Origin of the sequence: Cloacibacillus sp., from assembly GCA_036655895.1 — a bacterium.
Lineage (GTDB): Bacteria > Synergistota > Synergistia > Synergistales > Synergistaceae > JAVVPF01.
In genome coordinates, this window is sequence record JAVVPF010000022.1 from 19,036 (window position 1) to 45,524 (window position 26,489).

At 46.1% G+C, this 26,489-nt stretch carries 22 protein-coding genes; 1 reads left to right on the top strand and 21 read right to left on the bottom strand.

Annotated features, from left to right (window positions below):
* The 16 genes from RRY12_08205 to RRY12_08280 form a co-directional block, all read right to left on the bottom strand.
* Positions 1–1,245 (bottom strand): glycosyltransferase, encoded by a 1,245-nt coding sequence (locus RRY12_08205; GenBank protein MEG2184643.1) that lies wholly within the window; start codon positions 1,243–1,245, stop codon positions 1–3.
* A gap of 64 nt (positions 1,246–1,309) precedes the next feature.
* On the bottom strand, positions 1,310–2,443 hold the full coding sequence (gene wecB, locus RRY12_08210; GenBank protein ID MEG2184644.1) for a UDP-N-acetylglucosamine 2-epimerase (non-hydrolyzing): 1,134 nt from the start codon (positions 2,441–2,443) through the stop codon (positions 1,310–1,312).
* Between the two features lie 21 nt (positions 2,444–2,464).
* Positions 2,465–3,583, bottom strand: a complete 1,119-nt coding sequence (locus RRY12_08215; protein ID MEG2184645.1) for a capsular polysaccharide biosynthesis protein CapF — start codon at positions 3,581–3,583, stop codon at positions 2,465–2,467.
* Positions 3,583–4,608: a polysaccharide biosynthesis protein gene (locus RRY12_08220; GenBank protein MEG2184646.1), complete on the bottom strand. Its 1,026-nt coding sequence runs from the start codon at positions 4,606–4,608 to the stop codon at positions 3,583–3,585. Before RRY12_08220 ends, RRY12_08215 begins: the two co-directional genes overlap by 1 nt.
* Before the next feature lie 622 nt (positions 4,609–5,230).
* Positions 5,231–6,325, bottom strand: coding sequence for an EpsG family protein (locus RRY12_08225; protein ID MEG2184647.1), 1,095 nt, complete (start codon positions 6,323–6,325; stop codon positions 5,231–5,233).
* A gap of 14 nt (positions 6,326–6,339) precedes the next feature.
* Positions 6,340–7,257, bottom strand: a complete 918-nt coding sequence (locus tag RRY12_08230) for a glycosyltransferase family A protein (protein ID MEG2184648.1) — start codon at positions 7,255–7,257, stop codon at positions 6,340–6,342.
* 30 nt (positions 7,258–7,287) lie between these two features.
* On the bottom strand, positions 7,288–8,280 hold the full coding sequence (locus tag RRY12_08235; GenBank protein MEG2184649.1) for a glycosyltransferase family 2 protein: 993 nt from the start codon (positions 8,278–8,280) through the stop codon (positions 7,288–7,290).
* Between the two features lie 42 nt (positions 8,281–8,322).
* Positions 8,323–9,369 (bottom strand): asparagine synthase-related protein, encoded by a 1,047-nt coding sequence (locus RRY12_08240; GenBank protein ID MEG2184650.1) that lies wholly within the window; start codon positions 9,367–9,369, stop codon positions 8,323–8,325.
* A gap of 110 nt (positions 9,370–9,479) precedes the next feature.
* Positions 9,480–9,902, bottom strand: a complete 423-nt coding sequence (locus tag RRY12_08245) for an adenylyltransferase/cytidyltransferase family protein (protein ID MEG2184651.1) — start codon at positions 9,900–9,902, stop codon at positions 9,480–9,482.
* Positions 9,903–10,058: 156 nt separating this feature from the next.
* Complete coding sequence (locus RRY12_08250; protein ID MEG2184652.1) at positions 10,059–10,895, bottom strand: LicD family protein; 837 nt, start codon at positions 10,893–10,895, stop codon at positions 10,059–10,061.
* 33 nt (positions 10,896–10,928) lie between these two features.
* Positions 10,929–11,756, bottom strand: coding sequence for a glycosyltransferase (locus tag RRY12_08255; GenBank protein MEG2184653.1), 828 nt, complete (start codon positions 11,754–11,756; stop codon positions 10,929–10,931).
* Complete coding sequence (locus tag RRY12_08260; GenBank protein MEG2184654.1) at positions 11,753–12,451, bottom strand: sugar transferase; 699 nt, start codon at positions 12,449–12,451, stop codon at positions 11,753–11,755. Before RRY12_08260 ends, RRY12_08255 begins: the two co-directional genes overlap by 4 nt.
* On the bottom strand, positions 12,442–13,638 hold the full coding sequence (locus tag RRY12_08265; GenBank protein ID MEG2184655.1) for a DegT/DnrJ/EryC1/StrS family aminotransferase: 1,197 nt from the start codon (positions 13,636–13,638) through the stop codon (positions 12,442–12,444). Before RRY12_08265 ends, RRY12_08260 begins: the two co-directional genes overlap by 10 nt.
* Positions 13,635–14,174: a hypothetical protein gene (locus tag RRY12_08270; protein MEG2184656.1), complete on the bottom strand. Its 540-nt coding sequence runs from the start codon at positions 14,172–14,174 to the stop codon at positions 13,635–13,637. Before RRY12_08270 ends, RRY12_08265 begins: the two co-directional genes overlap by 4 nt.
* Complete coding sequence (locus RRY12_08275) at positions 14,164–16,734, bottom strand: Helicase associated domain protein (GenBank protein MEG2184657.1); 2,571 nt, start codon at positions 16,732–16,734, stop codon at positions 14,164–14,166. The genes RRY12_08270 and RRY12_08275 overlap by 11 nt, the downstream gene beginning before the upstream one ends.
* Before the next feature lie 210 nt (positions 16,735–16,944).
* The gene (locus RRY12_08280; protein ID MEG2184658.1) at positions 16,945–17,547 is read right to left on the bottom strand and encodes a recombinase family protein; all 603 of its coding nucleotides are present in this window, start codon (positions 17,545–17,547) and stop codon (positions 16,945–16,947) included.
* Positions 17,548–18,076: 529 nt separating this feature from the next.
* Here RRY12_08280 and RRY12_08285 point away from each other — a divergent pair.
* Positions 18,077–18,907 carry an NAD(P)-binding domain-containing protein gene (locus tag RRY12_08285; protein ID MEG2184659.1) on the top strand — a complete coding sequence of 277 codons (831 nt, stop codon included), beginning with the start codon at positions 18,077–18,079 and terminating at the stop codon, positions 18,905–18,907.
* 39 nt (positions 18,908–18,946) lie between these two features.
* Here RRY12_08285 and RRY12_08290 read toward each other — a convergent pair whose 3' ends face one another.
* The 5 genes from RRY12_08290 to RRY12_08310 form a co-directional block, all read right to left on the bottom strand.
* Entirely contained in the window at positions 18,947–19,903 is a 957-nt protein-coding gene (locus tag RRY12_08290) for an SWIM zinc finger family protein (protein ID MEG2184660.1), read from the bottom strand.
* Positions 19,903–23,037 carry a DEAD/DEAH box helicase gene (locus tag RRY12_08295; GenBank protein MEG2184661.1) on the bottom strand — a complete coding sequence of 1,045 codons (3,135 nt, stop codon included), beginning with the start codon at positions 23,035–23,037 and terminating at the stop codon, positions 19,903–19,905. Before RRY12_08295 ends, RRY12_08290 begins: the two co-directional genes overlap by 1 nt.
* Positions 23,038–23,112: 75 nt before the next feature.
* A complete protein-coding gene (locus RRY12_08300; GenBank protein MEG2184662.1) occupies positions 23,113–24,753 on the bottom strand; it encodes a nucleoside kinase in 1,641 nt (546 codons plus the stop codon).
* A gap of 137 nt (positions 24,754–24,890) precedes the next feature.
* A complete protein-coding gene (locus RRY12_08305; GenBank protein ID MEG2184663.1) occupies positions 24,891–25,454 on the bottom strand; it encodes a peptidylprolyl isomerase in 564 nt (187 codons plus the stop codon).
* 71 nt (positions 25,455–25,525) lie between these two features.
* Positions 25,526–26,434 (bottom strand): phosphatidylglycerol lysyltransferase domain-containing protein, encoded by a 909-nt coding sequence (locus RRY12_08310; GenBank protein MEG2184664.1) that lies wholly within the window; start codon positions 26,432–26,434, stop codon positions 25,526–25,528.
* Positions 26,435–26,489 lie beyond the last annotated feature (55 nt).

Genomic DNA, 26,489 nt, shown 5'->3' on the forward strand with positions numbered 1-26,489 from the left:
TCAGCCACACTTACGCTTATTTTTTATTATGCTAGTTATGATATGAAAAATTGTATCTCCAACATATTCAGGCGTGCATTTAGGATATAGATTTTTAATTTCTTCAAAAGAAATGTCCTTATGTTTGTTAGTCATACAAAAATCTGTGACTTTTGATAATGTTTTATCATTTATGCCCTCGGCCTCCATAATTGTTAGTGAAGCAGGATATTTTTCTAAATAACGTAATGTGGGACATTGAGCTATTTTACATATATTAAGAATCGGTTTTCCGGATGCAATATATTCTATCACCTTACTAGGCATTTGATTTGGAATAGTGTTTCCAATGTTTACTAGGATGTCCGCATGCTGTATATATGCACTTGCTTTTTTAGGGGACACCCTCCCGTGTAAGATAACATTAGGAGATAGAGTAGATTGATATTTTTGCGTTTTTGAATTGCCAACTATATGTAATAAGACAGGGATCTGATTAATATTCAATTTATTAAAGAGATTAAATAAAAAAGCTGGACTTCTAATATCATCGTATAATTGGCCAACAAAAACACAGTTTCTCATATTTTGAGAACACCACGCCTCTTTCTCTACTATTCCATTCGGTTTCTCAATATTTGGAAACTCGCATGATCGAATTTTATGTAATAACAAATTAGGTTGCTTAAGCGATTTATATTCTTGATAGATTTGGGGCGTAACAAGAATATAAGCACATTGAGAATCAGCCAAATCTTCATCCTTTTTATAGCGAATATCATTTTTGTGTAAATAGTGAGACCCCCAAGGGTCCAACTTATAACTAATTAACGGAATGCTACCATGTTCTTTGACACCAGCACAAATTGTATCGTAGGGGCTAGCTACACACAGAATACAATCAATATCTGGCTCCTTCAGTAAAACTGTTCTTATATGTCTTTGGTACTCTCGACATTGTGGATATCTTGTAAGAGTACGTAATATCCTACGAATCAGACATGACGGGTGAAATATTAAATATAAAATTTTCAAATAAGTGGGGAGAGAAGGAGGTATCAATTTTTTATAATTATATTGCTCCTTTATGTAGTAGGTCGTAAATTCCTCATTTTGCTTAGACTCCACAATAGAGGCCGACTGGTAGCCCAACAAGACAACTTTTATCCCGTACTTGTGATACAAATAACGTGAGATTTTATAAACAATTGCTGAATTCGCATTTGTATACGGTTTTAAATCATTTGTTACCCATAATATCTTCATTTCTTATGTTCTCCAATATGCAAAGTTTTGTTTCATCCTCATAACTTGCTTATGTGCATTTACGTTAGGCTTTCCTCCACACCACCTTATCCACAACACTTGTGTAGCTTTGGATGATTTTCACAACTTTTACGCTAACATTCTCTTCCACGTAATCTGGAACGGCTGCCCCTAAATCACAATTATCTTGCATTTCAACTGCGACATTTACCGCTTGTAAAACATTTTCTTCAGTTATTGAGCCAAGAATAAAGTTCCCCTTATCTAAAGCCTCTGGCCTTTCGGTGCTTGTTCTTATACAAACGGCAGGAAAACATCTGAAGTAGGACGATTCTTCCGGGAGCGTCCCGCTATCAGAGACAACGCAAAAAGCATTTTTTTGCAAACAGTTATAGTCGGAGAAACCAAATGGCGTAAGGCTTCTTACATTGGGATGAAATCTAAAGTTGCGTAAATCTATAAATTTAGCACTTCTAGGATGCGTGCTGTAAATCACAGGCATGTCATACCTTTCTGCCATAGCGTTCACCGCATTCATGAGGGCGAAAAAATTTTTTTCGATATCTATATTCTCTTCCCTATGGGCAGAAAGAAGTATGTATTTTTGTTTTTCTAATCCTAGTGTTTCTAGGATTGAGCTTGATTCTATTTTGTGTAGGTTTGCCGCCAATACTTCAGCCATAGGAGAGCCCGTTACAAATGTCCTTTCCTTAGGGCGTCCCTCCGCGTTGAGGTATCTTCTTGCATGCTCGCTATAGCACATATTGACATCGGCAATGTGATCCACGATCCTCCGGTTCATTTCTTCCGGAAGGTTTTCGTCAAAGCATCTGTTTCCAGCTTCCATATGAAAGATAGGGATTTTTAATCTCTTCGCCGCAATGGCCGACAAGGCCGAATTCGTATCACCCAGTATCAAAAGGGCATCAGGCCTGACCTGCGACATTAATTTATAGGATTTGGAAATAATATTACCTATTGTATCACCAAGCGTCTCTCCAACTGATTCCAAGTAGTAATCAGGGGCACGAAGCTCAAGATCGTCAAAGAAAATTTGATTTAATGCATAGTCCCAGTTCTGTCCAGTATGAACTAAGATGTGGTCAAAGTATTGGTCACACTTTTTTAGCACTTCAGAGAGTCTTATTATCTCTGGCCTTGTACCCAGTATTGTCATCAATTTTAACTTGCTGGTCATTGGATGCTCATCTCTCATTTCTTATAGACATACCAGCTCGATATAGGTATCCGGTCTGTCTGGATCATACGGTTCATTTACCCACATAAACGTTATCAGGTCAGAAGTACCAGTGTTTGTGATGCTGTGGGTATAACCAGTCGGAATATCAACTATTTCAATTTTATCTCCAGAGACATTATAATCTATTATCTCGTTTGTCCCCAGCCTGCGGAATGATATTTTGGCATTTCCGCTTACTACGGCGAATTTTTCATTCTTAGTATGATGCCAGTGGTTGCCTTTGGTTATTCCGGGTTTGGTTATATTGACGGAGAATTGTCCTCTGTCGGTTGTTCTTATCATTTCTGTAAAGCTCCCTCTGCTGTCAATATTCATTTTCAGAGGGTAGGCAAACTGGTCTGTGGGGATGTAACTGAGGTAGGTGCTGTAAAGTTTTTTCGTAAAGTTGTCGGACATATCCGGGATAGACAAAAGTGCGCGCGTATCTTTAAAAGAGTAAAGCAGGTCGGCTATCTGCCCTAATGTAGCGGTGTAGGTGATGGGTACGTAGCAACGACCCGCGGCGTCTATATTGGCTTTGCCATTAAGAAGGTCACGCAGTTCTTTCAGTATGTCATCTATATATACGAGGTTTACGGCCGTATTTCTGTCATTTACTTTTATTGGCAGCCCATTTGCTATATTGTGACAGAAGGTTGCTACAGCGCTGTTGTAGTTTGGGCGGCACCATTTACCGAATACGTTGGGAAAACGGTATATATAAGCTTGCGTGCCGTTTTCTTTCGCATATTCAAAAAGAAGCTCTTCGCCAGCCTTTTTGCTTTTACCATAGGGATTATCAAGCTCCGCCTGTATCGAGGAAGAGAGCATTATTGGAGATTTGTTGTTGTAACGTTTCAGTTTATTTAATAAGACGCTTGTGAAGCCGAAGTTGCCCTGCATAAACTCTTCCTGATTTTGGGGGCGGTTGATTCCGGCCAAATGGAAGATGAAGCCGCAGTCGGCCGTGAAGGCGTCAAGCTCGTCTTCGGTATTGTCTATATCATATTCATATATATCCGTATAGCCGTGGCTGCGAAGCTCTGTAATGAGATTTCTGCCTATGAATCCGTTAGCGCCGGTCACTAGTATTTTCATTATCTGTTTCTCCATGAGTTTAACTCTGTTTTTACATAATCTAATGCGAGTAACTTGCGCTTGACTGTTTCCACGTTGAGTATCTCGGTATTTTCAGAGTTGAATTCAGTGACAGTTACGGCCTTTTTACTGCCATTGTCAAAATATTTCTCATAATTCAGGTCGCGCTTATCGCAAGGGACGCGGAAGAAGTTTCCCATGTCTTCCGCGTGAGCGGCTTCTTCTTTGGTGAGCAGAGTCTCGTACATTTTTTCCCCGTGTCGTATACCTATGACGCGTGTTTCCGTCTCCGGGGCGAAGAGTTCTTTTATTGCCTGAGCCAACACCTCTATTGTGCAGGCCGGGGCCTTTTGGACCATGATGTCGCCGCTGTTCGCATGTTCGTACGCAAAGACAACAAGTTCGACTGCCTCGGCAAGGCTCATGATGAAACGAGTCATGGCAGGCTCGGTAAGTGTAAGGGGCTGCCCTGCTTTTATCTGCTCAACAAAGCGCGGGATGACAGAGCCGCGAGAGGCCATGACGTTGCCGTAACGAGTGCAGCAGATAAGTGTCTTCTCCTGAGATATGGTGCGGGATTTAGCCACTACGACCTTTTCCATCATTGCTTTTGAAGTTCCCATGGCGTTTATAGGGTATGCGGCTTTATCCGTAGAAAGGCAAATCACCTTTTTTACGCCGAATTCAATACATGCGGTAAGAACGTTTTCCGTACCAATGACGTTGGTCTTTACAGCCTCAAGCGGAAAAAATTCGCACGAGGGTACCTGCTTCAGAGCCGCCGCATGAAATACATAGTCTACGCCGTGCATGGCATTCTTGACACTTTGGATATCACGAACGTCGCCTAGATAAAACTTGATTTTTTCGTTGTTCTGATATTCAGTGCGCATCTCATCCTGTTTCTTCTCGTCACGGGAGAAAATACGAATTTCCGCTACGTCGGTTGAGAGAAAACGGTCCAGCACTGCGTGGCCGAAAGAACCGGTGCCGCCGGTTATTAAAAGAGTTTTATTTTTGGACATCTTACATACCTCTAATCACTTGCTCTATTAGGCAAGTAAATTTTTTTATATTATTAGACTTTGAATATTTATCTTCATATAGACGACGCGCATTATTACCCATGGTTATATTTTCGGGACTATTATTCTTTAAAAATTTAATATATGCCGATAAATGTTGCGGTTGCCCCTGTAAGACAGAAAATCCGGCCGCGTATTCTTTATTGACAATAATCTTCTCAAAAACTCTTTAGGTTTATTTTTTACCCCCAAGTCATATTTTGCAGGCAACATGAGCTGTGGTATATAAGGCAAGATAAGAGAATCTGGACGATAATTGATGATGGTAGTATCCGCTGCCGGACTCAAATGCGTTAAAAGCGAACGCAACGCGTAGGCTTGAAGTATTGCACCATAATTTTTTGCACAATGAAATGTGAGAATACCTATTTTCAACAAAACATACCTTCCTTCGCGTACATAATATAAATATCAAAACCATAAAATGTTATTAATTTTTGACAAGCTATTTTTATAAATTGTAACCGACATTTTGTTGCTTGATCTATACAAATATCACCTCTATACAGTGCATTTAGATTATAAATTTATTGTCTATAAAATACAGGATAGCTCCGTGTGTTTAGAGAAATTTGTAAGGAACTATATTTTGCCAATTAGTAATTAGCATGAAAGCGTGATAAATTGTACATATTAAAATTATAATTAGATTAAACACCATTTTATCAAAAACAATTAGAGGAGATTGTTGTTTACACACTTGTCTAGGAGTTGGCAAGAGAATCTGAGGAATAGCGACGGCGACAAATGGAATACACAACATCATCATCCTTGTAAGCATTCTCATGTTAACAAAGAGAAGCGCACACATACTTAATAGTATGGCATAGCCGAAAAATTCATTGCCAATTTTTATACGACACTGCCCTAAATTAAACCATAACGTCACCAGTATGACAAAATACATCACACAAGTCTTTACCCCACCGCTAAATTCACCTACCCAAAACCCTATCTTCGAATATATAGAGGCGCTGTTTATTGCATTGAGGCTCCACAGTACCATGGGGGTCAGATAAAAATATAACAAAATGGACGTCCCTATAATAAATAAAATTTTAAAATGCGTCCATTTAATATTATACATAAAATACAAAGGGATAAAAAGAACGGCTGACTTATGAAAAAAACTTGCAAGAATTATCAATAAAGTAAAGAAAAAAAATCTTCTTTGTCTCACAAGGCTATACCCAAATAAAAAAATAGAAAATGCTAGATATTGCCTTAAAATATCGAACGATGTGTAATAATAGGGCAGAGAAATAAACACAAACATACTATACAACAAACTATTCGAATATTTATAAAAAAATAATACACATGATGATACTGTCACAAAACTACATACATACAACAGTGTTCTTGCATCTCCCCCCAAAAGAGCGATTCCCTTACACAGTGCAACAAACCCTTTTTCAATCCAAGGAGCGCCTGTCAAACCGGGGCTAGAATCTATGATTTTAAATATAACAAAGTAGGTTTCTGTATCCCAACCAACAGATTCGGCACGCGATCCTGCCAAAAAAGTAAATTGAAGTATTGAAAATAAGGCATAAAATTTTTTTCTAAGGCTCCACTGAGCACCTGTAGGCGCTCCACAAAAGACTAAAACGCCAACAACAATATTAATAACAAAAGAAACGATATAAACTGTCACTTTATCTGTTCATCCTAGCAAATTGCTAATTTTAGTAGTCTATGTGGGACACAAAAGCACATTAATGTAGCTGCGTAACGCCAATTTCTTTTACAATGGACGGATTTTAGAAACACGATTGCTTCTGACCTACTACCTTCAAAGAGTGCCCTTCTACAACAAGACATATGATATCGATCTATCACACGTAGAATATGCTTTTTTTTCACCTGTGATATTCCACTATCATTCAATATATCCCCATTCCTTTTCGCAAATCGCCACGAATAAGTCCAAGCATCATTTTTGGTGGCAGTACTTTCCATGCGATTATAAACAGCTGTTGTCTCTTTAGCAAAGACAATTGGGTAATATGCAGCTGCTCGAAACCACATATCCGTGTCTTCTCCGATTGTTTCGCCAGGTTCGAATAACCCCACTTTCTTAAACACATCTTTATGAATACAAATTGTATCTGTATTGAATACAATCGAAGAGTATCTTAGATATAAGTCAAAAAAATCTTCTATTAAGACCATATCTTTCAAATTTTCTTTAAGAAACCGCCCTGTATGTACCCTTTTCCCGTTAGGAAGGATTATTTCCACTGGCGTTGCAAATAATTTTTCCCCCGGGTAGGATTTTATCATCCTAACTAATGTCTCTAGGCGATTTGGTCTCCATATATCATCTGCATCTAAAAAACAGATATACTCCCCGTTGCTCTTTTTTATACCAGTATTGCGAGCGCACGAAACTCCTGAATTAGATTGATTCACAATAACCACTTGCTCATTTATATATTGTTTAAGAACATCTTCTACGCCATCGGTAGAACCATCATTAACAACTACCAACTCATAGTTGGTATACGTCTGATTTAATACGCTTTTTATAGTTTGCTCCACGGTTGATGCTTTATTATATACAGGGATTATTATAGAAAACTTCATTTTTTCACCATCCTGGTTTGTCTAACGTTCTCATCTACTATTAATAAATTTTTTTACTTTAGCTAATAATGACAAGAGACTGACAAACGAATATTTAGCCAAGAATAAATATGTCCTCTGGAACCGTGAGAAAAAAACAGCGTCTTTCTTTATTGGCTCAAGCAAAGCCTTTATATTAATAACATTTAATTCTTTTTTTATTTCATCTATTGTGGCTCCTAAATAAAATCTCTTTATAATATTTGAATATATGACCTCCCTAACATAGAGTACTTTTAGTTCATAATCAAACCTGCCGGCCAATCTTTTCTCTATTTCTCTATAAGCTACTATAGAAGATTCAACTGAAATCAGTTTATCGTCATGCATTATCGAATGATCGCATTGCACATAGTAATACAACGCATTACGTAGGTAATAAATTTTATTACAAAAGGCGAAAGCAACTTTAGTAAAAACCAAATCTTCATTTCTCATTAGATTAGCAAATTCAATATTATGCTCAATGAGCATATCTCGCAAAAACGCTTTTCCATGAATCGCAGCACCGGTATGCTTAATGGCATTTTCAATAGAGATGTAACAAGAAGGCTCATCTTTATAGACAATATTATTTATCATATATTGTCTATTACCCCCGCATCGTTCAAAATAAACATCAAATATAATGGCTTCGGCTTTTACACGAGCGATAGTGTCTATTAACAGACCAATAGTATTATGAGCCAGATAATCATCGCTATCTAAAAAGAGGATATAATTTCCTTTAGCTTGTTTTACTCCAAAATTCCGCGTTGGGCCGGGACCAAGATTGAGTTTATTTCTAAAAACAGATACTGCAAATAAACTAGAAACTTCATTCTTAAAATGACATAATACCCTTAAGGTATTGTCTGACGACTGATCATCAACAAAAATAACCTCAAAGGAATGGCATGTCTGAGCCTTCAAAGATTCTAAGCAACGGCTGATTTTATTTTCACTGTTATATACCGGTATTATAATTGAAATATAATTTTCCATATTAATTCTATTGCCCTCTCACTACAGCAACAACAATGGACACTATCTAGGCTCATACTTGTTGAGAAACTGCTCCAAACACCAGATTTGCCATTTTTGGTTGCCAGAAAATTTAGTTATATCAAGGTTTTTCTTAAATTCTGGACGTTTAGGGCCTTGCCATTCTGCAAAGTACATATCTACAGGTCGAGGCATGGGAATCTTATCGGGAATAGGCATCCCAGGATATTTCATAGAAAAAAGTTCGCGAATTAGATATTTAGGTTCTCCATGACGTACACGAAAGAGATCAAGAGTGTCCACCATTTCAAGGCGAGCGTATGGATCATAATATGGCATATTAGCTGCAGAAAAGGCGTTCCAGTAACTACTAGAACTCTCAATTGCAAACACATCTTTCATAAATAGTAAAAAATCTATACAGTGCCCCTTTGTACGATATCGTTCAAACAAATATTCCACCCCAACAGGATTTGCTAGAACCTCTGCCGGTTGAGTAAAGATATAGCGTTGCATAAATGCATCAAAGGTCCAATCACATGCAAGTAGTCCATCCATGCCCCCAAACAAAAGATCGCTACTTTCCCCAACAATCATCATTTCGATAGCATCCGATTGAGCCTCAATAGCTCCTTGTAAAATTTGAGGTTCAATAGAATGGACGGGAGCTGCTTTTGCCTCCATAACAGCATCTAGATTCTTTTCCACTGTAGCCCACGTAATATCAATATAATGTAGATTTAAGTCGTAACATTCAGCGTAATATTTAGCACGCTGTAACTCTTCCTTTTGAAATTCGCCTCCCAAAAATCTAAAGGTATATGCATCACACCCGCGCATGTACGAAGCAAGAATCGCAGAATCCATCCCCCCAGAAAGGAGGATACCTAGTTTCTTGTGGCATATTTTTAAAAATTGATTTTCAATCATACGATTAATGTCATTCGCACTACGTACAAATAGTTTCTCCGAATCCGATACGGGGGGGATGCTCTCATGACGCATCCCTATATAGAAATTTTTCATGTCATCTTCAATATACCTAAAGGCTAAGTAGGAGCTCATACAATAATCCTTATCTACACTCATTTCACTCACTCCCTTTTCCATATCGGTTATTCATCTCATAGCATTTGCTATTTGTGCATATAGCAAAAAAACTCTTCACTATAAGACAGTATGCCCTAGCTTCACGGTTGCTAAAGTGAACTGCTACGAAGTTTCAGCAGTGTTTGGTTTAGTATTGTTGAACTTGTGCCTTGAGTGTAGGGGAAATAAATTATTTGAATCCCTTCTTGTGAAAATTGTTTGTCAAATTCTTGCCATTTTTGAGTATTATACCAATCGTCACCCACAAACATAATATTTGCTTTTAACTTTTTGCACATTTCCAGCTTGTTCATATCGTACTGAGGGACTACAGCATCAACAAATTTTATGCTTCTCACAATCTCCATCCGCTCACTAAATGGAATTACAGCCTTTTTACCTTTATAAAGCACAAGTTCATCAACTGTGACAGCAACAATCAGCCTATCGCACATTCCTTTTGCATTCTTGAGAAGGTTTACATGTCCAATGTGAAACAGGTCATACACGCCTGCTGTATAGCCTATAATCATGTATCATATCCTCCTATTTATATAAATATTAGTTGCTTCCCTTACTAGATTACCCGTATCTATAATGTATGCAGCTGATAGAGAACATTCAAAGTATTTTATTGAAGAAACAAATAGTAGTATGGATGTGGATACACATTGTTAATTATCATCAACTTACTCCTTATCTAACTTAATCTTGTAAGGCCTATGCCCATACCGCTTTTTTTCAGGTGGTAACTGCGTATAATTTCCAAACAACCTATGCAAAAAAACGTCATAGTCTTGCGGCGCACATATTGTTGTGGTTTCAAACTCTTGCCTTGTTATGGGGTAAATTTCTGATGTAGTTAGGTACTTTTTATATCCATAACCACTTGGCAGTGTCAACTTTCCACTTCCGCAATCTCTATATCGTTTCAGTGTGGTATCTAATTTATAATAAATAAATTTTTTATGTATTGGCCTCATCAGAACAAATAAAGCGGCTCTAATGGCTGCGCGCATTAGACCTTTTAGATCATCAACCGACCCCATGGTCTTATAAGTATTTTTGGCCACGAATAGTTGTTCCCAAAAGAAACATTGTCTGCAAAATTTTTTTGATTCATCGCCGTTTCGTGGTATCTCATCCAACGGGAATATATCAAGAAAGATTCCTTGATGCATATTCCGTTTTATCGTACTTGACTCTATAAACAACGTACCATTAAGTCTTAACTTTGCTTGATATGCGGTAGTCCCAGGATCCGTTTCGAATGTTTGCAAAAAAAATTCTTTTCCTAGTTCGCGTGCGGCCAAATTAAGAAATTTTTCGTAGTCTTCTCGTTTCAACGCAACATCAATATCATCGTCCCATGGGATGAAACCGTGGTGGCGAATTGCTCCCAACAAGGTGCCTCCAATGGCAATGTATTGAATTTCGAGAATGTTACATAGTCTTTCAAATTCATTAAGTAACTCCAGCATCCTTTGATGTAGTATCTTAAGCTCATTTTCGCTAAGTCTTTGCATACAGTTTTCTCCAATTAATAGATTATTTTTTACTTAGCTTCTTAAAAATCTTTTATATACCCATTCTCGTAAAGAATTAGGCATAGTGGCTATGATGAATTGAAGCCATATCGTGCAGAGATAGTCCAACTGTGAAATGTACCCGGTCTCTAGGATCCTTTTCTTGCCAGAGCGGTATTTTCTAAAATATCCCAATCCGCCCCTGCGTTCATACATATCTTTTCCCGTTCTTACAAAAACAAGAGAATCGTCAATATTGCAACAAGTTGCCCCGGCCAGAATCATATTGATCCACAACAGGCTGTCTTCCATCAACATTGCGTGTTGATAATTCCCTGCTTTTAGAACAGTGCTTTTTTTATACATAACGCTCATATGATTAAATGCGTCACGTCTTCTTTCGTATTTTTTTATTTCTTTATCCACAAGTGGAACGATACGCCTTGCAATAATTTTTTCGGGGGTATCATAAAATTCACTTATATGGCTGCCGCAAATATCTAGACTGGGATTTTTTACAAATTCGTTCAGTTGTTTTTCAAAGCGATCATTTCTTGCAACATCATCCGTATCCATTCTGGCAATAAGTTCATTGGAACATTGTATTATTCCTTCTCTGAGCGCCAGTCCCAGCCCTCGATTTTGAGTTAATGGCACTCGTTTAATAAGGTTAGGATATTTGTTGTTATATTCTTCAAGTAGTAAATATAACTCGTTCGTTAATGGACCGTCTTCAACAACAACCCATTCATCGGCTGGAACAGTCTGCCTTAACAGGCTTTCAAAACAGGCTCTGACGTATTCCGGCTTTTCTTTGATATAGAGCGACATTAGAACGCTGAATTTAGTTTCTATCATCATTCCACCATAGCCAGCACTGTTCTTGCCATTGTCTGTATATCTTTGTAGAAGCTGAAATTTTTCAAACTGTTCAGGTTATATTTCATCTTCCCTGGTAAAACTTTGCTTATATAGACGTCATCAACAAAATCAGCCGTGGCAAGCAACTTTTCCTCGTCTTTGTATATGATGCTGGTTTCCGAGGTGACTCCAGCGGGCAAAAGCAGTGTGGCGTACATCTCATCGTTATATTTATTCACATATTTTTCTACCTCAGGCCGCGTTCCAACAAAGCTCATCTCACCAACTATGATGTTGATGAGCTGGGGAATTTCGTCCATCCTATACTTCCGGAGTATTTTGCCGATTTTCGTAACACGCACGTCATTTTTTACTGTGACCTGCGCCCCGAGTTTTTCCGCATTGGCAATCATTGTGCGGAATTTGAATATCCGAAATTTTTTACCATACTGCGTGACGCGCTCCTGACGGAAGAATACTCCGCCTTTTCCGTCAATAACTATCGCAAGCGAAATGATGAGGATTATCGGCGAAAGGATAACGAGCATCAAACTGGCTGACACAATGTCGAATACACGCTTCAAGAGCAAGGCCTCTTTTTTTGCTATTAGAAGATCATAGTAAGGACGCACAGCTTCAGTCCTCATATAATCCGGTAGCTCTTCCCATGTTTTGAGCATTCTTCTTACAGACATCTTTTTACACACTCTATTACATAGGCTACCTCTTCATCTGTGTAGCATGTATGAAGTGGCAACGTGACTTCGTTTTTGAACTGTTCATACGCATTGGGGTAGTCGGCAATGTTAAAGCCTAATTTCTGATAGGCTGTGTGCATTGGCAATGGTTTGTAATGAACGTTTGTCGCCACTCCCATTTCCGCCATTTTTTCAATGAAACTGTTTCTCTCTTTAACGTCTTTTCCTTTTAACCGCATGACATAGAGATGCCCGGAAGAGATATATTCTTTTGCATAATGCCTCGCTGTTTCTACCGGCAACTCAGCGAAAGCTGCATCCAGTCGTTCTACTATTTCTCTCCTGCGCGAAAGAATCGCATCGTATCTTTTAATTTGGGCAAGCCCGATGGCCGCGTGAATGTCGGTCATATTGCATTTGTACCACAGCCCAGCCACATCGTATTCCCATGTACCAAGCTTCGTTTTCGCCAAAGCGTCTTTGCTTTGTCCATGCAGACTTAGCAACATGTAACGGTGATAGAGTTCTTCGTTGTCTATGCCTGCAATATCGTTCCAGGTAACTGCGCCACCCTCGGCAGTGGTCAAGTTTTTGACGGCGTGGAATGAGAAGTCCGTAAAATCGGCGACGGAGCCTATCGGTTCTCCTTTGTATGAAGCTCCGAAAGAATGTGCCGCATCACCTAAGATTATTACTCTGCCCACCGCTTGCTGTATTTTGTTGTTAGATGGAATGAAGATGTCGCGTTTTTTCTCTACGATTTCCCTAATGCGGTCATAGTCGACTGGGATGCCAAATAAATCCACCGGTATTATCACTTTGGTATTCTCTGTTACGGCGGATTCAAGCTGGTCATAGTCCATAGTAAATTTGTCTTGCGCACAGTCAACCATGACAATCTTAGCGCCAACATGTTCGACAACACTAGCACTTGCCGTATATGTATAAGCAGGGACAATGACTTCACTACCAGACCCAACGCCTAAAAGTCGGAGTGTCATCTCGGAACATGCCGTGTTAGAGTTTAGGCAGACAGCCTTTGACGTATGACAGCGCTTTGCTATCGCACGTTCCAGCTCTTTTGTTCTAGGGCCAGTGGTGATCCAACCAGATTTCAGCGTATTTATAACTTCGTTAATTTCTGCCTCTGTGATATCCGGAGGACTAAATGGTATATGCTTCATACAGTTGCCTCCGCTTTATCTTTTAGAAATTTTTGTTTATCTTGCCCCGCCACTTCGCCAAAGCCCATCTTCGTCCCGGCAAGGATTACAGAATTCGGCCTGACTACGAAACCACAGTTGATATGGCATCCGTCGCCTATGAAGACGTTATGGCCCACTACTGCTCCTGCGGAGACAATGACACCTACGGACAGCTCCGTATTGGTTTGTATAACGGCCATAGGTTCAATGATGCTGCCCTTCTTTACGACCGCCGAAGGGCTGACGTAGGCTTGCGGGCTTATCAATATTGCGACATGTAAAAAGGTTTTGCTCAGTTTTTCTATCCACCGCAGACGAATATCAGCGTCACCGATAGCAACGGCGGTATATGCATATTCTCCGGAGTATTTTTTGTAGTCAGTAAGACACCCTATTGCCAGAGCACTGTTATCGTCCAACAAATCTATCTTGTCGAAATATTTCATGGATATGGCAATTTCTTTTGCCATCATGCCGTATACTCCGGCTCCGAGGATAAGTAGGTTATTGTTCAACTCCCCACACCATCCTTTCCGGATTATTATGCGTTGCCGTTTTTGTAATATTCAGAGCATTCAGTTTCTCTATCTGCTCTCGCGATAGTTTGCCATGTTTGCACAATATCTTTTGTCTGGCCATCCATTGTTCTATGCGGATTTCATCTTCGGCCTTGCAGCAGTTTGCAACATTGATATTGCCCCTTGCCTCAAGTAGACGCTCTGCTGTCTTATATTTCTCGCACCATGCCCGTTCAAACGGTGTGCGCCAGTCAACACCCAACTCCTCTAGCTGCTGTATCTGTCTATTGGTCAATTTTTTGCCCTTTAGTTCACCTCGGTACATCCGCCGGCATTCATAGAGCCATTTTCCAAGCCAGATTCCACCAACCACATAGTGGGCTGGAATCGCCAAATCGCCATGCTCCATTAAGTACTCTCTGCAGGCCGTGATGCGTGTCTGCCATGAATCTTCCGCTGTCCATTTAAAACCAAGTTCGTCCAGCTTCGCGCGGCGTTCCGGCGTGACTTTGATCGAAGTTCTACCTGTTTTAGAATTGACATCGACATGATTCTTTAACCACCCGCCCAGGGGAAATCCGTTTTTATTGACATAAGACAGTGGGACGTCTAAAGAACCGAACTCTCTATAGTAGGCTACGGCCTGTTCATAGCCGTATGCCCATCTGCGAGTGTACGCGTCAACCCAGTCCATCTGAATGGCATCAAGTCGTTCTATTTGGGAGGCAGTGAGCGGGGCAGAGCCGTACAGCCTCCCGCTTCTTATCTTTCTCATTCTGCTTACCCATGCCCCAATACGCATCCCATTAGGATCTATATATCCTGCCGGTATGTTGAGATGATGGTGTATTAGGTAATATTCCGCGCAGGCAAGGTAGTTCTTCTCCCATATATAGTCAAGTTTGTCCCATATCATGCCCAGTTTGTTCAAAACCGCGATACGCTCGTCCGTAAGATAGCAACCACGCCTACCGTTGTTTTTAGACTGGCGGAGGTTGCAAAGATATTTCCCAAGCTCAAGTCCATCCGGGGTCACATAATCAGCGCAAATATCGATATTGCCGTTCTTTGAGCGATATCGGCAGAGCGCATCATAGTATCTTTCCCATAAGTACTCGTAGCGATTCTTCCAGCGCATTGCAATACTGTCCAGTTGGGCGATCCTATCATTTCCAAGAATGCCTGGAATCTTACCGGAACGCACAAGGCGCTGCGTGTTGAGCCATGAACCAAGGGAGCACCCCTCCGGGGTCCTATAACGTTTGGGAACATCAAGATGGCCATGTTCGTTATAATAAGCCCTTGCGTAGCTGAACATAATTTCCCATGAGGTGGACAGCATCTCTTCTAGTTCGTTGAAGAGCAACCTGCTGTCGCGCGCCTCATCGATAATGGTGAAGCTGTCATTGACGACAAGCGAATTTTCTCCCAAAGCGTTGTATGATTCTATGGCAAAACACATCTCCTCTTGTAGCACGGAGATGCTGTAAAGGTTTTCGATATTGTTCACGACATCAATGATGACGGTTTTTTGGGGACTTCCCGCAGACAACGCACGTCCTATCTGCTGTTTGTAAATAATAGGAGACACCGTGGGACGAAATAGAATCACGCCAGAAATATCATCTATATGGACGCCTTCGTTGAGCATGTCAATGCATAGCAGGAGCTTTAATCCTGCGCTCTTATCCGTCTTGAAAGCCGCAAATGATTTACTCGTTGCAGGATCGTCGGCGTATACTTTGTATATACGCGGGTTATTGTCTACTTTACCAAACCACTCATGTATGTGACAGATTGCCTCTTTCAAATGTTCTACGTTGGAACAGAATACGATGTATTTGCCATTGGTATCAGTTATATGCTTTTGGAAAATAACATCTAGGCCCTCTGATTTTTCAAGTTGACGGCGAAGGGCGTCAAGACGTTTCTGAGCCTCGTCGCGAACAACTTTGTTTTTCGCTCCCTTGACGCGGAATTGATATCTTTCTAAATCTTTCTGACACGAATAAAGAGATATAACATAAGTTGGCGGGGCTAGGATGCCACGCACGACAACTTCACCAAGCGTCATTTGTGATGCGATGTTACCGTCAAAGAGCTCGTCAGCCATATCGCGCTGATTGTCCAGATAACGAATGTTCGTAGCGGAGAAACCCAAGATTTGCGACTCTGTGTACATGTCAAGCAACTTCCGCACGCCTACGCCCCACGCCTGAGCACCGCAACGGTGGAATTCGTCGAGGATGATATAGGCGGGACGAAGGGCTGAAAGTTCGTGCTCTCCCATCAGCATGAGCCTGGCATAGGTGAAGAAACGGATATTCCGTGGCGTTACTCCTCCGGTGGCCTGCAAGTTTTCTATCTGTGTTTTAAAGATATTTTCGCTTGGAGAGAGCCAGCATACAGTGGCCTCGGGGTTATCCTCCGCAAGTTTAAAACCTATAAAAGATTTCCCCGTGCCGGTAGGATGGATGACGGCGGCTTTGCCTCTTTCTCTCAACATTAAAGCCGCTGATTCATAAGCTATTTGGTTATGTTTAAATAAGCCTATCATTTTGCCATCCCCCTCCCATTACGTTATGCGAACCTCTTCAAAGTTTTCTAATGCTGTGCGGCGAAAAAGGTGTACCTTTTTCGCCGCACAGCATTAACTCAGTTATTGACTTTTATGTTGATTCGTTGTATTAATAGTAGAGGGTTTAAAAAAGAGGAACGATATTGTTAGCTTTTTTATAGTGGTGTAAAAGATACACCTTTTTCGCCGTTATTGCTCTTTGCCGCAGCCAGAGACCCAGCGCTTGAATGTCATGTGATTGATTTTAAGACGCTGAGCAGCATATCTGGCAGAGATTTCCCCTCTTTCCCATGCGCTTTTGAGGGCTTCAAATTCCATGGGGCGCTCTTTGGGTTTACGGCCCAGATTGCAGCCTCGCGCTTTTGCTGCGGCGATCCCTTCAGCTTGCCTTTGTCGGATGAAATCTCGCTCGGTCTCCGCGACGTAGCTAAGCAGTTGCAATACTATGTCAGCAATTAAAATGCCCGTAAGGTCTCGGCTCTGTCGAGTATTAAGAAGGGGCATATCCAATACAACGATTGCAGCCTGTTTTTCTTTTGTCAGAATCCGCCATTGTTCAAGAATTTCGTTGTAATTACGCCCTAGCCGGTCAATACTTTTTATCACTAGAACGTCGTCCTGTTTTATTTTTCGCATCAACCTTTTGTAGCCGCGCCGTTCAAAATCTTTGCCCGACTGTTTATCAAGAATGATATTTTCCACCGAGACGCCATATTCCAACATCGCGGCTCGTTGCCTCTCTTCATTTTGTTCCTTGGAAGAGACTCTTATGTACGCATATTGTTTACCCATCTGCCATTCCTCCAATAATAACCTACCGTTATTTTTGCCCCCTTACAGGAGAAAGTTTCTGCGCACTCTGTTATGTAAGCAGCGTGCGCGCTTTACTGAGACATCTTACTACACATAAGAATACAGAATCCCGGACGGATACCGCGATGTTGTATCACCAAGAGTTCGTGTGATACGCGACACACACTGTTAATTTGCTGAACTAAATATCAGCTTGAAAATATTGGACATCAATTAGAATGGCAAGTAACCAGGTCCCGCTTCGTGCGGGCTGTCGTCTGTTGACATAACAGGCTTGGTGTTATATCATGTCCTGACTTTTAGGAAGGCAGGGTGAGTACGCTATGAAAAAAGACATGACGAAATACGGCGAAACCGCCCCCGGCTTTCGACCTCGTCCCTTCAATTAACAGCCTTTAAAACTTCGTTCACTGCGCAAGTTGAATATCTATGTATCCGTCTGCCGTGGCCGCGGGCCTTTTTGCGCGCGCACGGGGGCATGGCTTTTACTTTGAAGGGGAAAATGATGATGACTGACACAATATACGGCGCGGAAAATCTTTTAAGCGGAAAAACTATAGGGATGGCGGGCTTCGGACACCTTGGAAGCTCTATCGGCAGGGCGTTTATTGCAAACGGGATGCCGCCTGAGCGTATCGCCATATCATGCGCCGGCAGCGAAAGAACGCTTGCGGCGGCGCGTGAGCTTGGCGTCGCCGTCTACTCGACAAAGCAGCTTGCGCTGCGTTCTGATTTTCTCATTTTAGCGGCGCGGCCTCAGGAGCTCGGCGCCTTTGCCGGCCTTGCGCTTAAAAAAGAGGCGAGGGTGCTTTCGTTTATGGCGGGGGTGACGAACAGGATGCTTTCAAAGGTATTTTCCGCGCCGGTAAAAAGAGCGATGTGCAGCGGGCCGGAGACGATAGGCGAAGGACGCGGCGTTGGCGCGGTCTTTCCAACGGGCGGCTGGGCGCGCGCTCTGCTTGAAGCGGCGGGGCTTTCGGTCTTTGACGCTGCGTTGGAGGAGGAGCTGGACGCCTTCACCGTCGCCATCTGCATCCCTCCTATATTGCAGAACGTTGCGGCGCCGGCAAAGCAGGTGGAGGCGGCGCTGCAAATGATGGCGCAGCGATACGCTGTCTGCGGGAAGCTTGCGCCGTGGATACGGGAAACGGCCGCCTCAGCGCATGGAGCCGCCCGCCCCGACGCACTCAAAAACGTCTCGACGAAGGGCGGCGTCACGGAGGCGATGACTGCGGCGCTTGCCGCAGGAGCTGATTTTAGCGGCGCGGTGGAGGCGGGCCTTCGCAGAAACGGCGAGCTTGCGGCGCGGCTTGGAAAGCTTTTGGAAGACGCGGCGTAAGCAAATAGACTAAGGAAGGCCCCGCCCTTTGTGCGGTCTTTAGATTATTTTCCTTGGGCGGCCTACCGGCTTTTTCTTTTCTCCGGTAAGTATCTCGCCCGCGTAGACGGCGGCGTTTTCGTAGAAGGGCGCGAGCGTCTGGCGGAACGGGTGTTCGCCGCGCCAGAAGGGAAAGTCGTTCATGACGCCTAAAGCAGCGGCGCGGCGCTGGATGTCCGGCTCCGGCCTTTCAAAGGAAAATTCTCCAGATTTATACCAGTCGGCGTCTATCCGCGGCACGTCGTCTGCGGCAGGCATCGGCGGCTCTTCGTCGTCGGAGCCGCCAAGCAGCGCCTCTTCGCGTTCTTCGTCCCATTCGTATCCCGGCTCGCACTCGCCGTCCGCCTCGTCCGACGCGCTTTCAAGCGTCAGCAGGTTTATCAGCGATTCTTTGTCAAGGCCGCGCAGCCGCAGCAGTATGAACGGGTCGTCCTCCAGCTCTTCGGCCAAAATGAGCAGCACCGCGATTATGTGTTTGCAGGGAGAGGCGTCGTCCGGGCAGGTGCATTTGAAGCGGCGCAGCGCATTTCGCGTCGGAAAGAGCGGCGTGCCCGCCTCTTTGAATATCTCTTCCATCTCCGCCGGCATCTCTCCGGCCAGCAGTTTCGCGGCAAAGGTGGCGCTTTCGCGGCACCGGAAGAGGATAAGGTCCCGCGCCTCGGAAGTTATCGTCTCAAAGCCCAGCCGTATCTGGTAGGGAGTCTTGCGCGTGCCCTGTACGAAGGCTGTGACAAGCCCCGGCTCTATCTGTATGTTGACCACCTGTCCGCGGCGCGCGTAGCTTTTGCCGCGCGCGAGACGCCCCGCGTCGATGCACTGTTCCATTATCTCGACCCAGCGGCGCGACCACCAGTTTGAACCGTAGCTGTGCCCGCGCGCCGTGCGTGATTTTATCCCGCAGCGCGTCTCGCGCGGCTTTTTATATTTGTAGAATTTCACTTCGCCATCGAATGCCATTATAGATTCTCCACCGCGTCCTTATCCAATGAGAACAGTTCGTGCAGATCGCTGTCGGAAATTTCGGTGAGCCAGCTTTCGCCTGTGCCGACCAGCATCTGCGCAAGTTCTTTTTTACTCTCTATCAGTTTTTCTATTTTTTCTTCAAGCGTTCCGCGGCAGCAGAAGTAGTGCACCTGAACGTTGTTCTCCTGCCCTATGCGGTAGGCGCGGTCTACAGCCTGCTGCTCGACGGCTGGGTTCCACCAGCGGTCGAACATTATGACGTGGTTTGCGCGCGTGAGGTTCAGCCCAGTGCCTCCGGCCTTAAGCGACAGCACGAAGAATGGCGGCGCGTCTTCGTCCTCCTGGAAGCGGCGCACCATCTCCGCGCGTTTTTCGCGAGGCACGCCGCCGTGAAGGAAGAGCGCCTCGCGCCCGAAGGTCTCCTGAAGGAATTTTTTGAGCAGCGCGCCCATCTCGGCGTACTGAGTGAAGATGAGAGCGCGGTCGCCGGCGGCGAGCATCTCCTCCGCAAGCTCCGAAAGCCGCGCCATCTTGCCGGAACGGTTGTCATATTCCGATTTGTCTTTTATGTAAAGCAGCGGATGATCGCATATCTGTTTGAGCGCCGTTATCGCGCCAAGCACGATGCCTTTGCGCTGTATGCCCTCCGCGCCCGAAAGAGAACGCGCAAGCGCCGTTGTGACCGTGCTGTAAAGCGTCGCCTGCTCGCGCGAGAGCGGGCAGAATTCTTTTGTCTCTATCTTCTCCGGCAGGTCGCTGATTATTTCTTTGTCGGTCTTCAAGCGGCGCAGGATGAACGGAGCGGTGAGACGGCGCACCTTGTCCATCGCCTTTTTTTCTCCCGCCTGCACGGGGCGCAGTATTTCGCGCGAGAAGCGCGCGCGGTTTGGCATTAGGCCCGGCATCAGAAATTCCATAAGCGACCACATGTCGCCCACGTGGTTCTCCACCGGCGTTCCCGTGAGAGCGATATGCCAGTCGGCGCGTATGGAGCGAGCCGCGCGCGACTGGCAGGTGTCGGGGTTCTTTATGTTCTGCGCCTCGTCGAGAATGACTCCGGCCCAGTCTACCTTTGAAAAGAGTGTGTTGTCGCGGTAGAGCAGCGAGTATGACGATATTACAATGGTGTCGGCGAGCGCCTCCGCCGTGAAGGCCTCTTTTTTGTTGCGTTTCTGGCCGTGGTGGAGCAGCGTCTCCATGCCGGGGACGAATTTCTGCGTCTCGCGGCGCCAGTTTTCCATTACGGAGGTGGGGCAGATGAGCAGCACGGGACGTTTTTCGCCCATCGCGCGCAGTTTTTTTATCAAAGCGAGCGTCTGTACGGTCTTGCCGAGTCCCATATCGTCTGCAAGACAGGCGCCCATGCCCATTTTGACCAGCCGCGCAAGCCACGCAAGCCCTTTTCCCTGATAGGGCCGAAGCGTGCCGACAAAGCCGTCCGGCGGCTCCATCTCTTCCAGCGGCGCGGCTCCCGTGAGCATCGAGCGCACGGAGGCGAGCCACGGAGAGCCGGTCACTTCGGAGATGGGCGCGTCGTTGTGCTCCTCTCGCAGCGAGGAAAGCAGCGCCTCTTTGCGCTCCATCTTCTCCGGCAATTTTTTGAGCGCGGATGTTATTTTTTCTATTTCGTCGCGGTAAAGTATCACCCAACGGCCGCGTATGTTGGTAAGCGGCGTCTTAAGCTCCGTAAGCATCTCAAGTTCGTCCGCGGTCAGTGTGTCTCCGCCGAGCGCGACGGACCAGTCTACGTCGAGCATGTCCGTCAGCTTTATCTGCCCCTGCGCGGAGAAGGAGGCGGGGTCGCTCAGCGTCGCCTTAAGCGATAGTTTCGGGCGTCCCGAGAGGTCGCCCCACGCGCTTGGGAACTGCACCTGTATGCCTTCGTCCATGACGGCGGGCAGGTGGTTTTCAAGAAAATCGAACAGTTCATCGAGCGAGAGCCGGCATTCGCACGGGTACGGGGCGTCGAGGCTCGCCGCTATCGCGGGCACCCGCGCGGCCGTCTGCCCCAGTATCTGAAGCATGTAGCGGCGAGGGTTCGTCTGTGTGTGCTCAAACCACCGGCGTTCGGCCTCAGTCGGGCTCCATACGCGTTCGGCGGGGATTATCAAGGTCGGGTCCTGCGTGGACTGGAGATGCCACGAGAGTATCCATTCCTTTTCTTTGGGCTTTTGTTTGCGCTTTGACTTCGGCGCGTCGCCTTCCAGCTCCTCTTCCGGCTCGTACGGCTCTTCGAGGCGCATAAAAAGCCGCCACGGCTGCGCCGTCACCGCCTTAAGCGAGTCGGCCCAGGCTCGTATCTGCGGGTAGAGCGAGGTCATCTCTTCGTCCCATTTAAGAAGCGGCGCCTTTTGCCATATAAGCGAACGAAGCCATATCTCGTGCGGGTTGCCGGCGTTCACCTTGCGCCCGCGTTCCGCGGCCTGAGACTGCGAGGCGCGTATCATCATGTCAAGCAGCGATTCAAGCAGGGAGAAGGAAGCGGCCCTCCGTCCGCGCGGCGCGGTAAAAGGCGCGGAGGCCGAAAGCCCGCAAAGAAGCGCCGGCATCGCCGAAGCGAACGCGGTAAATTCGTCCTGATATTTTGCAAGTATCATCGGACGCCATTGCGAGACGTAACCCGCCTCTTCCCGCTTCATGTCTGGCATGTAGGAGCCGCGCTGCACCAGCGCCGCCGTGTATTCGGCGGCGCGGCACAGATATTTTATGTCGTCGCCAAAGAGAACGCCGGGGATGCTGAGCCGCTCGTCGCTTTCGCGGTATAGGCGGATGAGCTCCATAAATTCGTCAAAGCTGAGCACGACGGCCTCCGTGGAATATAAAGCGGCGGTAATCGGCCCGTCGCTTGCCGCGTCGCCCAGTATCGGGTTTGAGGGAACCGGCAGGCCGCCGCGTGAGGGCAGAAGCAGAAATATCTCCGCCGTCTCTTCGGAAGAACTTTTTCTGCCGTGGCGTATAGCCGCCTCTTTCAGCGCCGCGCGCAGCTCACGCGAGTCCGCGCCCCACGGATGCCTCGGCGCGCGCTCTGTTTCATTATTCGAGATATGCGAGAATTTTCTATGTTCAAAGGAGCACTCGCCCCATAGATATATTTTATCGTTTTCAAGTCCGCAGTGAAGAATTAACATAAACAACCTCTTTACATAACATTACGATTTATTGAACCAAACGAGCGCGGCGCGCAAAGCGCCGCGCGTGCAGCATCATTCAAAGCAGCTTCCGCCTATGAACTCCCTTATGATGGAGAGGTTCGGCACGTCGTCCGACGGTATGACGGGAACATAGTCAAGCAGCGCAAGCAGACGGTTCGCCTCTCCGTAGACGGGAGAGCTTTCGCGGACGGTCTTAAGCAGCGGCAGCACGTAGCCTTTCAGCACGGGGATCTCATAGGCTAAAGAGGTGTTGAAGGTGGCGTCGGCCCGCTCCTGATAGGGGAAGATGTGTTTGTGGGAGCCGCGAACGACAGAGGGCCACTGTGAAAGGGTGGCCTCCGCCCCGTGTCCGCGCGTGCGCGCGTCGCGCACCATGCGGCGCAGGAGGCGGGTGTCGGTCGTGCCTATGCGGTTGTGGAAATCTATGTTCGTCCCAGTGAGGGGGCAGATGAAGATGCCGTATTTATTTTCAGCGGGGATGCTTGCGGTAAGTTTCTGATTGAGGCCGTGTATCCCCTCTATGACCAGCATCTCGTCTGGCGCCAGGCGCATTTTGAAGCCCTTCGTGCGGCTTCCTGTTATGAAGTCGAACTTCGGCACATCGACCTCTTCTCCCGCAAGCAGCGCCGATATGTGCTCGTTGACGAGTTCAAGGTCAAGCGCCTCCAGCGCCTCGAAGTCCGGCTTGCCGGAGCGGTCAAGCGGCGTCTGCGCGCGGTTCACAAAATAATTGTCAAGCTCAAGCGTCGCGGAGTTTATGCCTGATGAGAGCAGCTGCACGCGCAGACGGCGCGACGAGGTGGTCTTGCCGGAGCTTGACGGCCCAGCGAGGCAGAGCAGCCGCACGTTTGGGCGTTCCTCTATCTGGCGCGCGATGTCGCTGAGCAGCCTCGTGTGCAGCGCCTCGCAGACCATCACCAGGTCACGCGAACGGCCAGCGGAGACGTGGCTGTGGATGCCGGCCATAGTGCTTATTTTAAGGCGCTCTAGCCACCGAGTGTGTTCCTGTATGAGGTGGAATATTTTCGGCGACTCCTCAAAGGGCATCACTTTTTTAGGGTTCCCAAAGCTGGGGCCGGAGAGGAATATCCCTCCGTGATAAGAGTGGAGTTCAAAGGTGGGAGCAAGCGCCGTGTTGTCGGCGAGCGCCCCTCCAAAAAAATCATAGATGCCGCAGCAGTTGTAAAGGATCACGGGGTCGTTGCCGACCCAGCGCAGCAGCTCTTCTTTGTCGAAATAGCCCTGCTCGTGCATTATAGCGCGCGCTACGTCTATCGGGAAGACCTCGCGCGTTATCGGCACTGCGCCCTCCACCATACGGCGCATCTCGGCCGCCAGCTCTTCACATTCCTCGCTTGATATCTCTCCGTCCGGGGACTCGTAAAAATATGAATAGAGCATGGACTGAGTGAGGTTCAGCCTTATTTTTTTAAGCAGCGACGCAGACGACGTCAGCATGAACGATAATGTTTTGAGGTAGACTTCTATGCCCTCGATGCTTTCGATGGTTATAAATTCCACAAACGAATCCATCACTATCTCCCACGAAAGCGGGCGCTGCACCCTGTTGACGCGGCAGGCCATTACATCTCCCTTGTTGGGGAAATCTACCCGCTGAAGCAGATTTTTCGCGGTGATGGGTTTTTCTGTCCTGTATGGGAGCATCTCTTTGAATCGTATCTCTATACTCAAGTTATTTACCCCATTTCGTGTAAAGTGGCAGACATTAAACTTCATCTTGTCATTTTAACACAAAGGCGGGGGATGTGCACGCTGTGCATCACTCCCCCGCCACCGGCTTTTTTAAAAAACGCTGCCGCTTTATTGTGTTAGTTTATGACGACCTTCTCTACGATTACCTTTTTGAGGGGCCTGTCCATCGAGTCGGTGTCCACTTTGCCGATTTTCTCAACTACGTCCATGCCGGAGACGACATGGCCGAAGATGGCGTGCTTGCCGTCAAGCCACGGCGTGGGGACAAGCGTGATGAAGAACTGCGAGCCGCCTGTGTTCGGGCCTGCGTTCGCCATTGAGAGTATGCCGGGCTTGTCGTGTTTGAGGCCCTTGCCAAACTCGTCGGGAATGACATATCCGGGGCCGCCGGTTCCGTTGCCCTTGGGGTCGCCGCCCTGGATCATGAACTGGTCGATGACGCGGTGGAATGAAAGACCGTTGTAATAGCCCTTCTTCGCAAGGTCTACGAAGTTCTTCACCGTCTTGGGGGCGAGGTCGTTGTAAAGTTCGATCTTGAATGTGCCGTAGTTTGTATCAAAGACCGCCACTTCGCGTTTTGCAGCCGCTTCCGCGGGCTCCGCTCCGTCCGTCTGGGGAGAGGCGAGCGGCATGATCACCGCGGCCGCAACCATTGCGCTAAGCGCCAACATTTTCATCATGTTAATCCTCCGTTTTTATTAAAGTTTTTATCTTTGTGATTCTAACATATTTTACGCGCTATGACACTCGCTCAACTGTCGAAAATTATCCTCACCTGACACTCTTTGATGAAGCCTACCGGCATGTAGGACATTTTAGCCGCGCGCAGCCCGGCGTCGTTCATGTCCTCCTCCCTGTTTACGATTTGAAGCTCCGGGTGCTCCTCCACCATGTGCGAGAGAAATTCCTTGTTTATCACCTGATAGGCGGCGCCGTATTCGAGGCTCGCCTTTTCGTAATGCACGACGAGCGTGCTGCCGGCAAGCTCTCCTATCGTATATGCGATTATATTGCCGTCAAGCGTTATCGCGCCGCCGCAGAGGTTCGGTATCCGGTACCAGTTTTGCAGTATCTTTTGTATGCCGTGGTTTTCCTGCATCAGCCCCATCGTCGTCCCGCAGTGGTTCACCTGACACCACGAGTACTGAAAGTCGACTATCTCGGGAAGGAGCTGTTCCGTAATCGGCTGATAGATATAATCGTAGTTTTTGCGGAACTGGTTGACGCGGTTGCGCTTCTTCATATATTTATTGCCGGCGAGAGAGGCGAGCTGCCTGATGTCATAGAGGTATTCCCACGTGCCGCGGTCATCCACGACCTGAACTGTGGCGCAGTCCGCAAGCTCCGCGCTCCATATATTGGCGAGCTCCTCCGGCACCAGCGACAGCGTTATCTCATGCCCGTAGCGCTCGCGGAGTATACGCGGCCAGTCGTCGCGCATCCAGTTGCCGACGGGAGCCAGGTCTGAAAGCCCTACCTTGCTCTGGTGCAGCCAATATAGATCCGTCGTCTCGTCATAGGCCAACTGTGTGCCGAAATCGGCCCCGAGGCTCCATATAACGGGGAAACAGTAATCCGACGCGAGCTGCGAACACATCTCCCAGTGTTTTACATATCTGGGCGCCTCCGCTAATGTTATTTCCTGAAAATTCAATTCCACGCACATTCCCTCCGTGCTTTCTATATACCGTATCGTTTTATATAAAAATATTCTA

Coding starts and splice junctions, on each gene's coding strand:
- RRY12_08290 (MEG2184660.1), bottom strand. CDS start 19,903: ATGGCATTCGATGGCGAAGTGAAATTCTACAAATATAAAAAGCCGCGC.
- RRY12_08215 (MEG2184645.1), bottom strand. CDS start 3,583: ATGAAAATACTAGTGACCGGCGCTAACGGATTCATAGGCAGAAATCTC.
- RRY12_08235 (MEG2184649.1), bottom strand. CDS start 8,280: ATGGAAAATTATATTTCAATTATAATACCGGTATATAACAGTGAAAAT.
- RRY12_08295 (MEG2184661.1), bottom strand. CDS start 23,037: ATGTTAATTCTTCACTGCGGACTTGAAAACGATAAAATATATCTATGG.
- RRY12_08220 (MEG2184646.1), bottom strand. CDS start 4,608: ATGTCCAAAAATAAAACTCTTTTAATAACCGGCGGCACCGGTTCTTTC.
- RRY12_08280 (MEG2184658.1), bottom strand. CDS start 17,547: ATGGGTAAACAATATGCGTACATAAGAGTCTCTTCCAAGGAACAAAAT.
- RRY12_08250 (MEG2184652.1), bottom strand. CDS start 10,895: ATGCAAAGACTTAGCGAAAATGAGCTTAAGATACTACATCAAAGGATG.
- RRY12_08285 (MEG2184659.1), top strand. CDS start 18,077: ATGACTGACACAATATACGGCGCGGAAAATCTTTTAAGCGGAAAAACT.
- RRY12_08275 (MEG2184657.1), bottom strand. CDS start 16,734: ATGATAGGCTTATTTAAACATAACCAAATAGCTTATGAATCAGCGGCT.
- RRY12_08305 (MEG2184663.1), bottom strand. CDS start 25,454: ATGATGAAAATGTTGGCGCTTAGCGCAATGGTTGCGGCCGCGGTGATC.
- RRY12_08230 (MEG2184648.1), bottom strand. CDS start 7,257: ATGAAGTTTTCTATAATAATCCCTGTATATAATAAAGCATCAACCGTG.
- RRY12_08245 (MEG2184651.1), bottom strand. CDS start 9,902: ATGATTATAGGCTATACAGCAGGCGTGTATGACCTGTTTCACATTGGA.
- RRY12_08255 (MEG2184653.1), bottom strand. CDS start 11,756: ATGATGATAGAAACTAAATTCAGCGTTCTAATGTCGCTCTATATCAAA.
- RRY12_08205 (MEG2184643.1), bottom strand. CDS start 1,245: ATGAAGATATTATGGGTAACAAATGATTTAAAACCGTATACAAATGCG.
- wecB (MEG2184644.1), bottom strand. CDS start 2,443: ATGACCAGCAAGTTAAAATTGATGACAATACTGGGTACAAGGCCAGAG.
- RRY12_08240 (MEG2184650.1), bottom strand. CDS start 9,369: ATGAGTGTAGATAAGGATTATTGTATGAGCTCCTACTTAGCCTTTAGG.
- RRY12_08260 (MEG2184654.1), bottom strand. CDS start 12,451: ATGTCTGTAAGAAGAATGCTCAAAACATGGGAAGAGCTACCGGATTAT.
- RRY12_08265 (MEG2184655.1), bottom strand. CDS start 13,638: ATGAAGCATATACCATTTAGTCCTCCGGATATCACAGAGGCAGAAATT.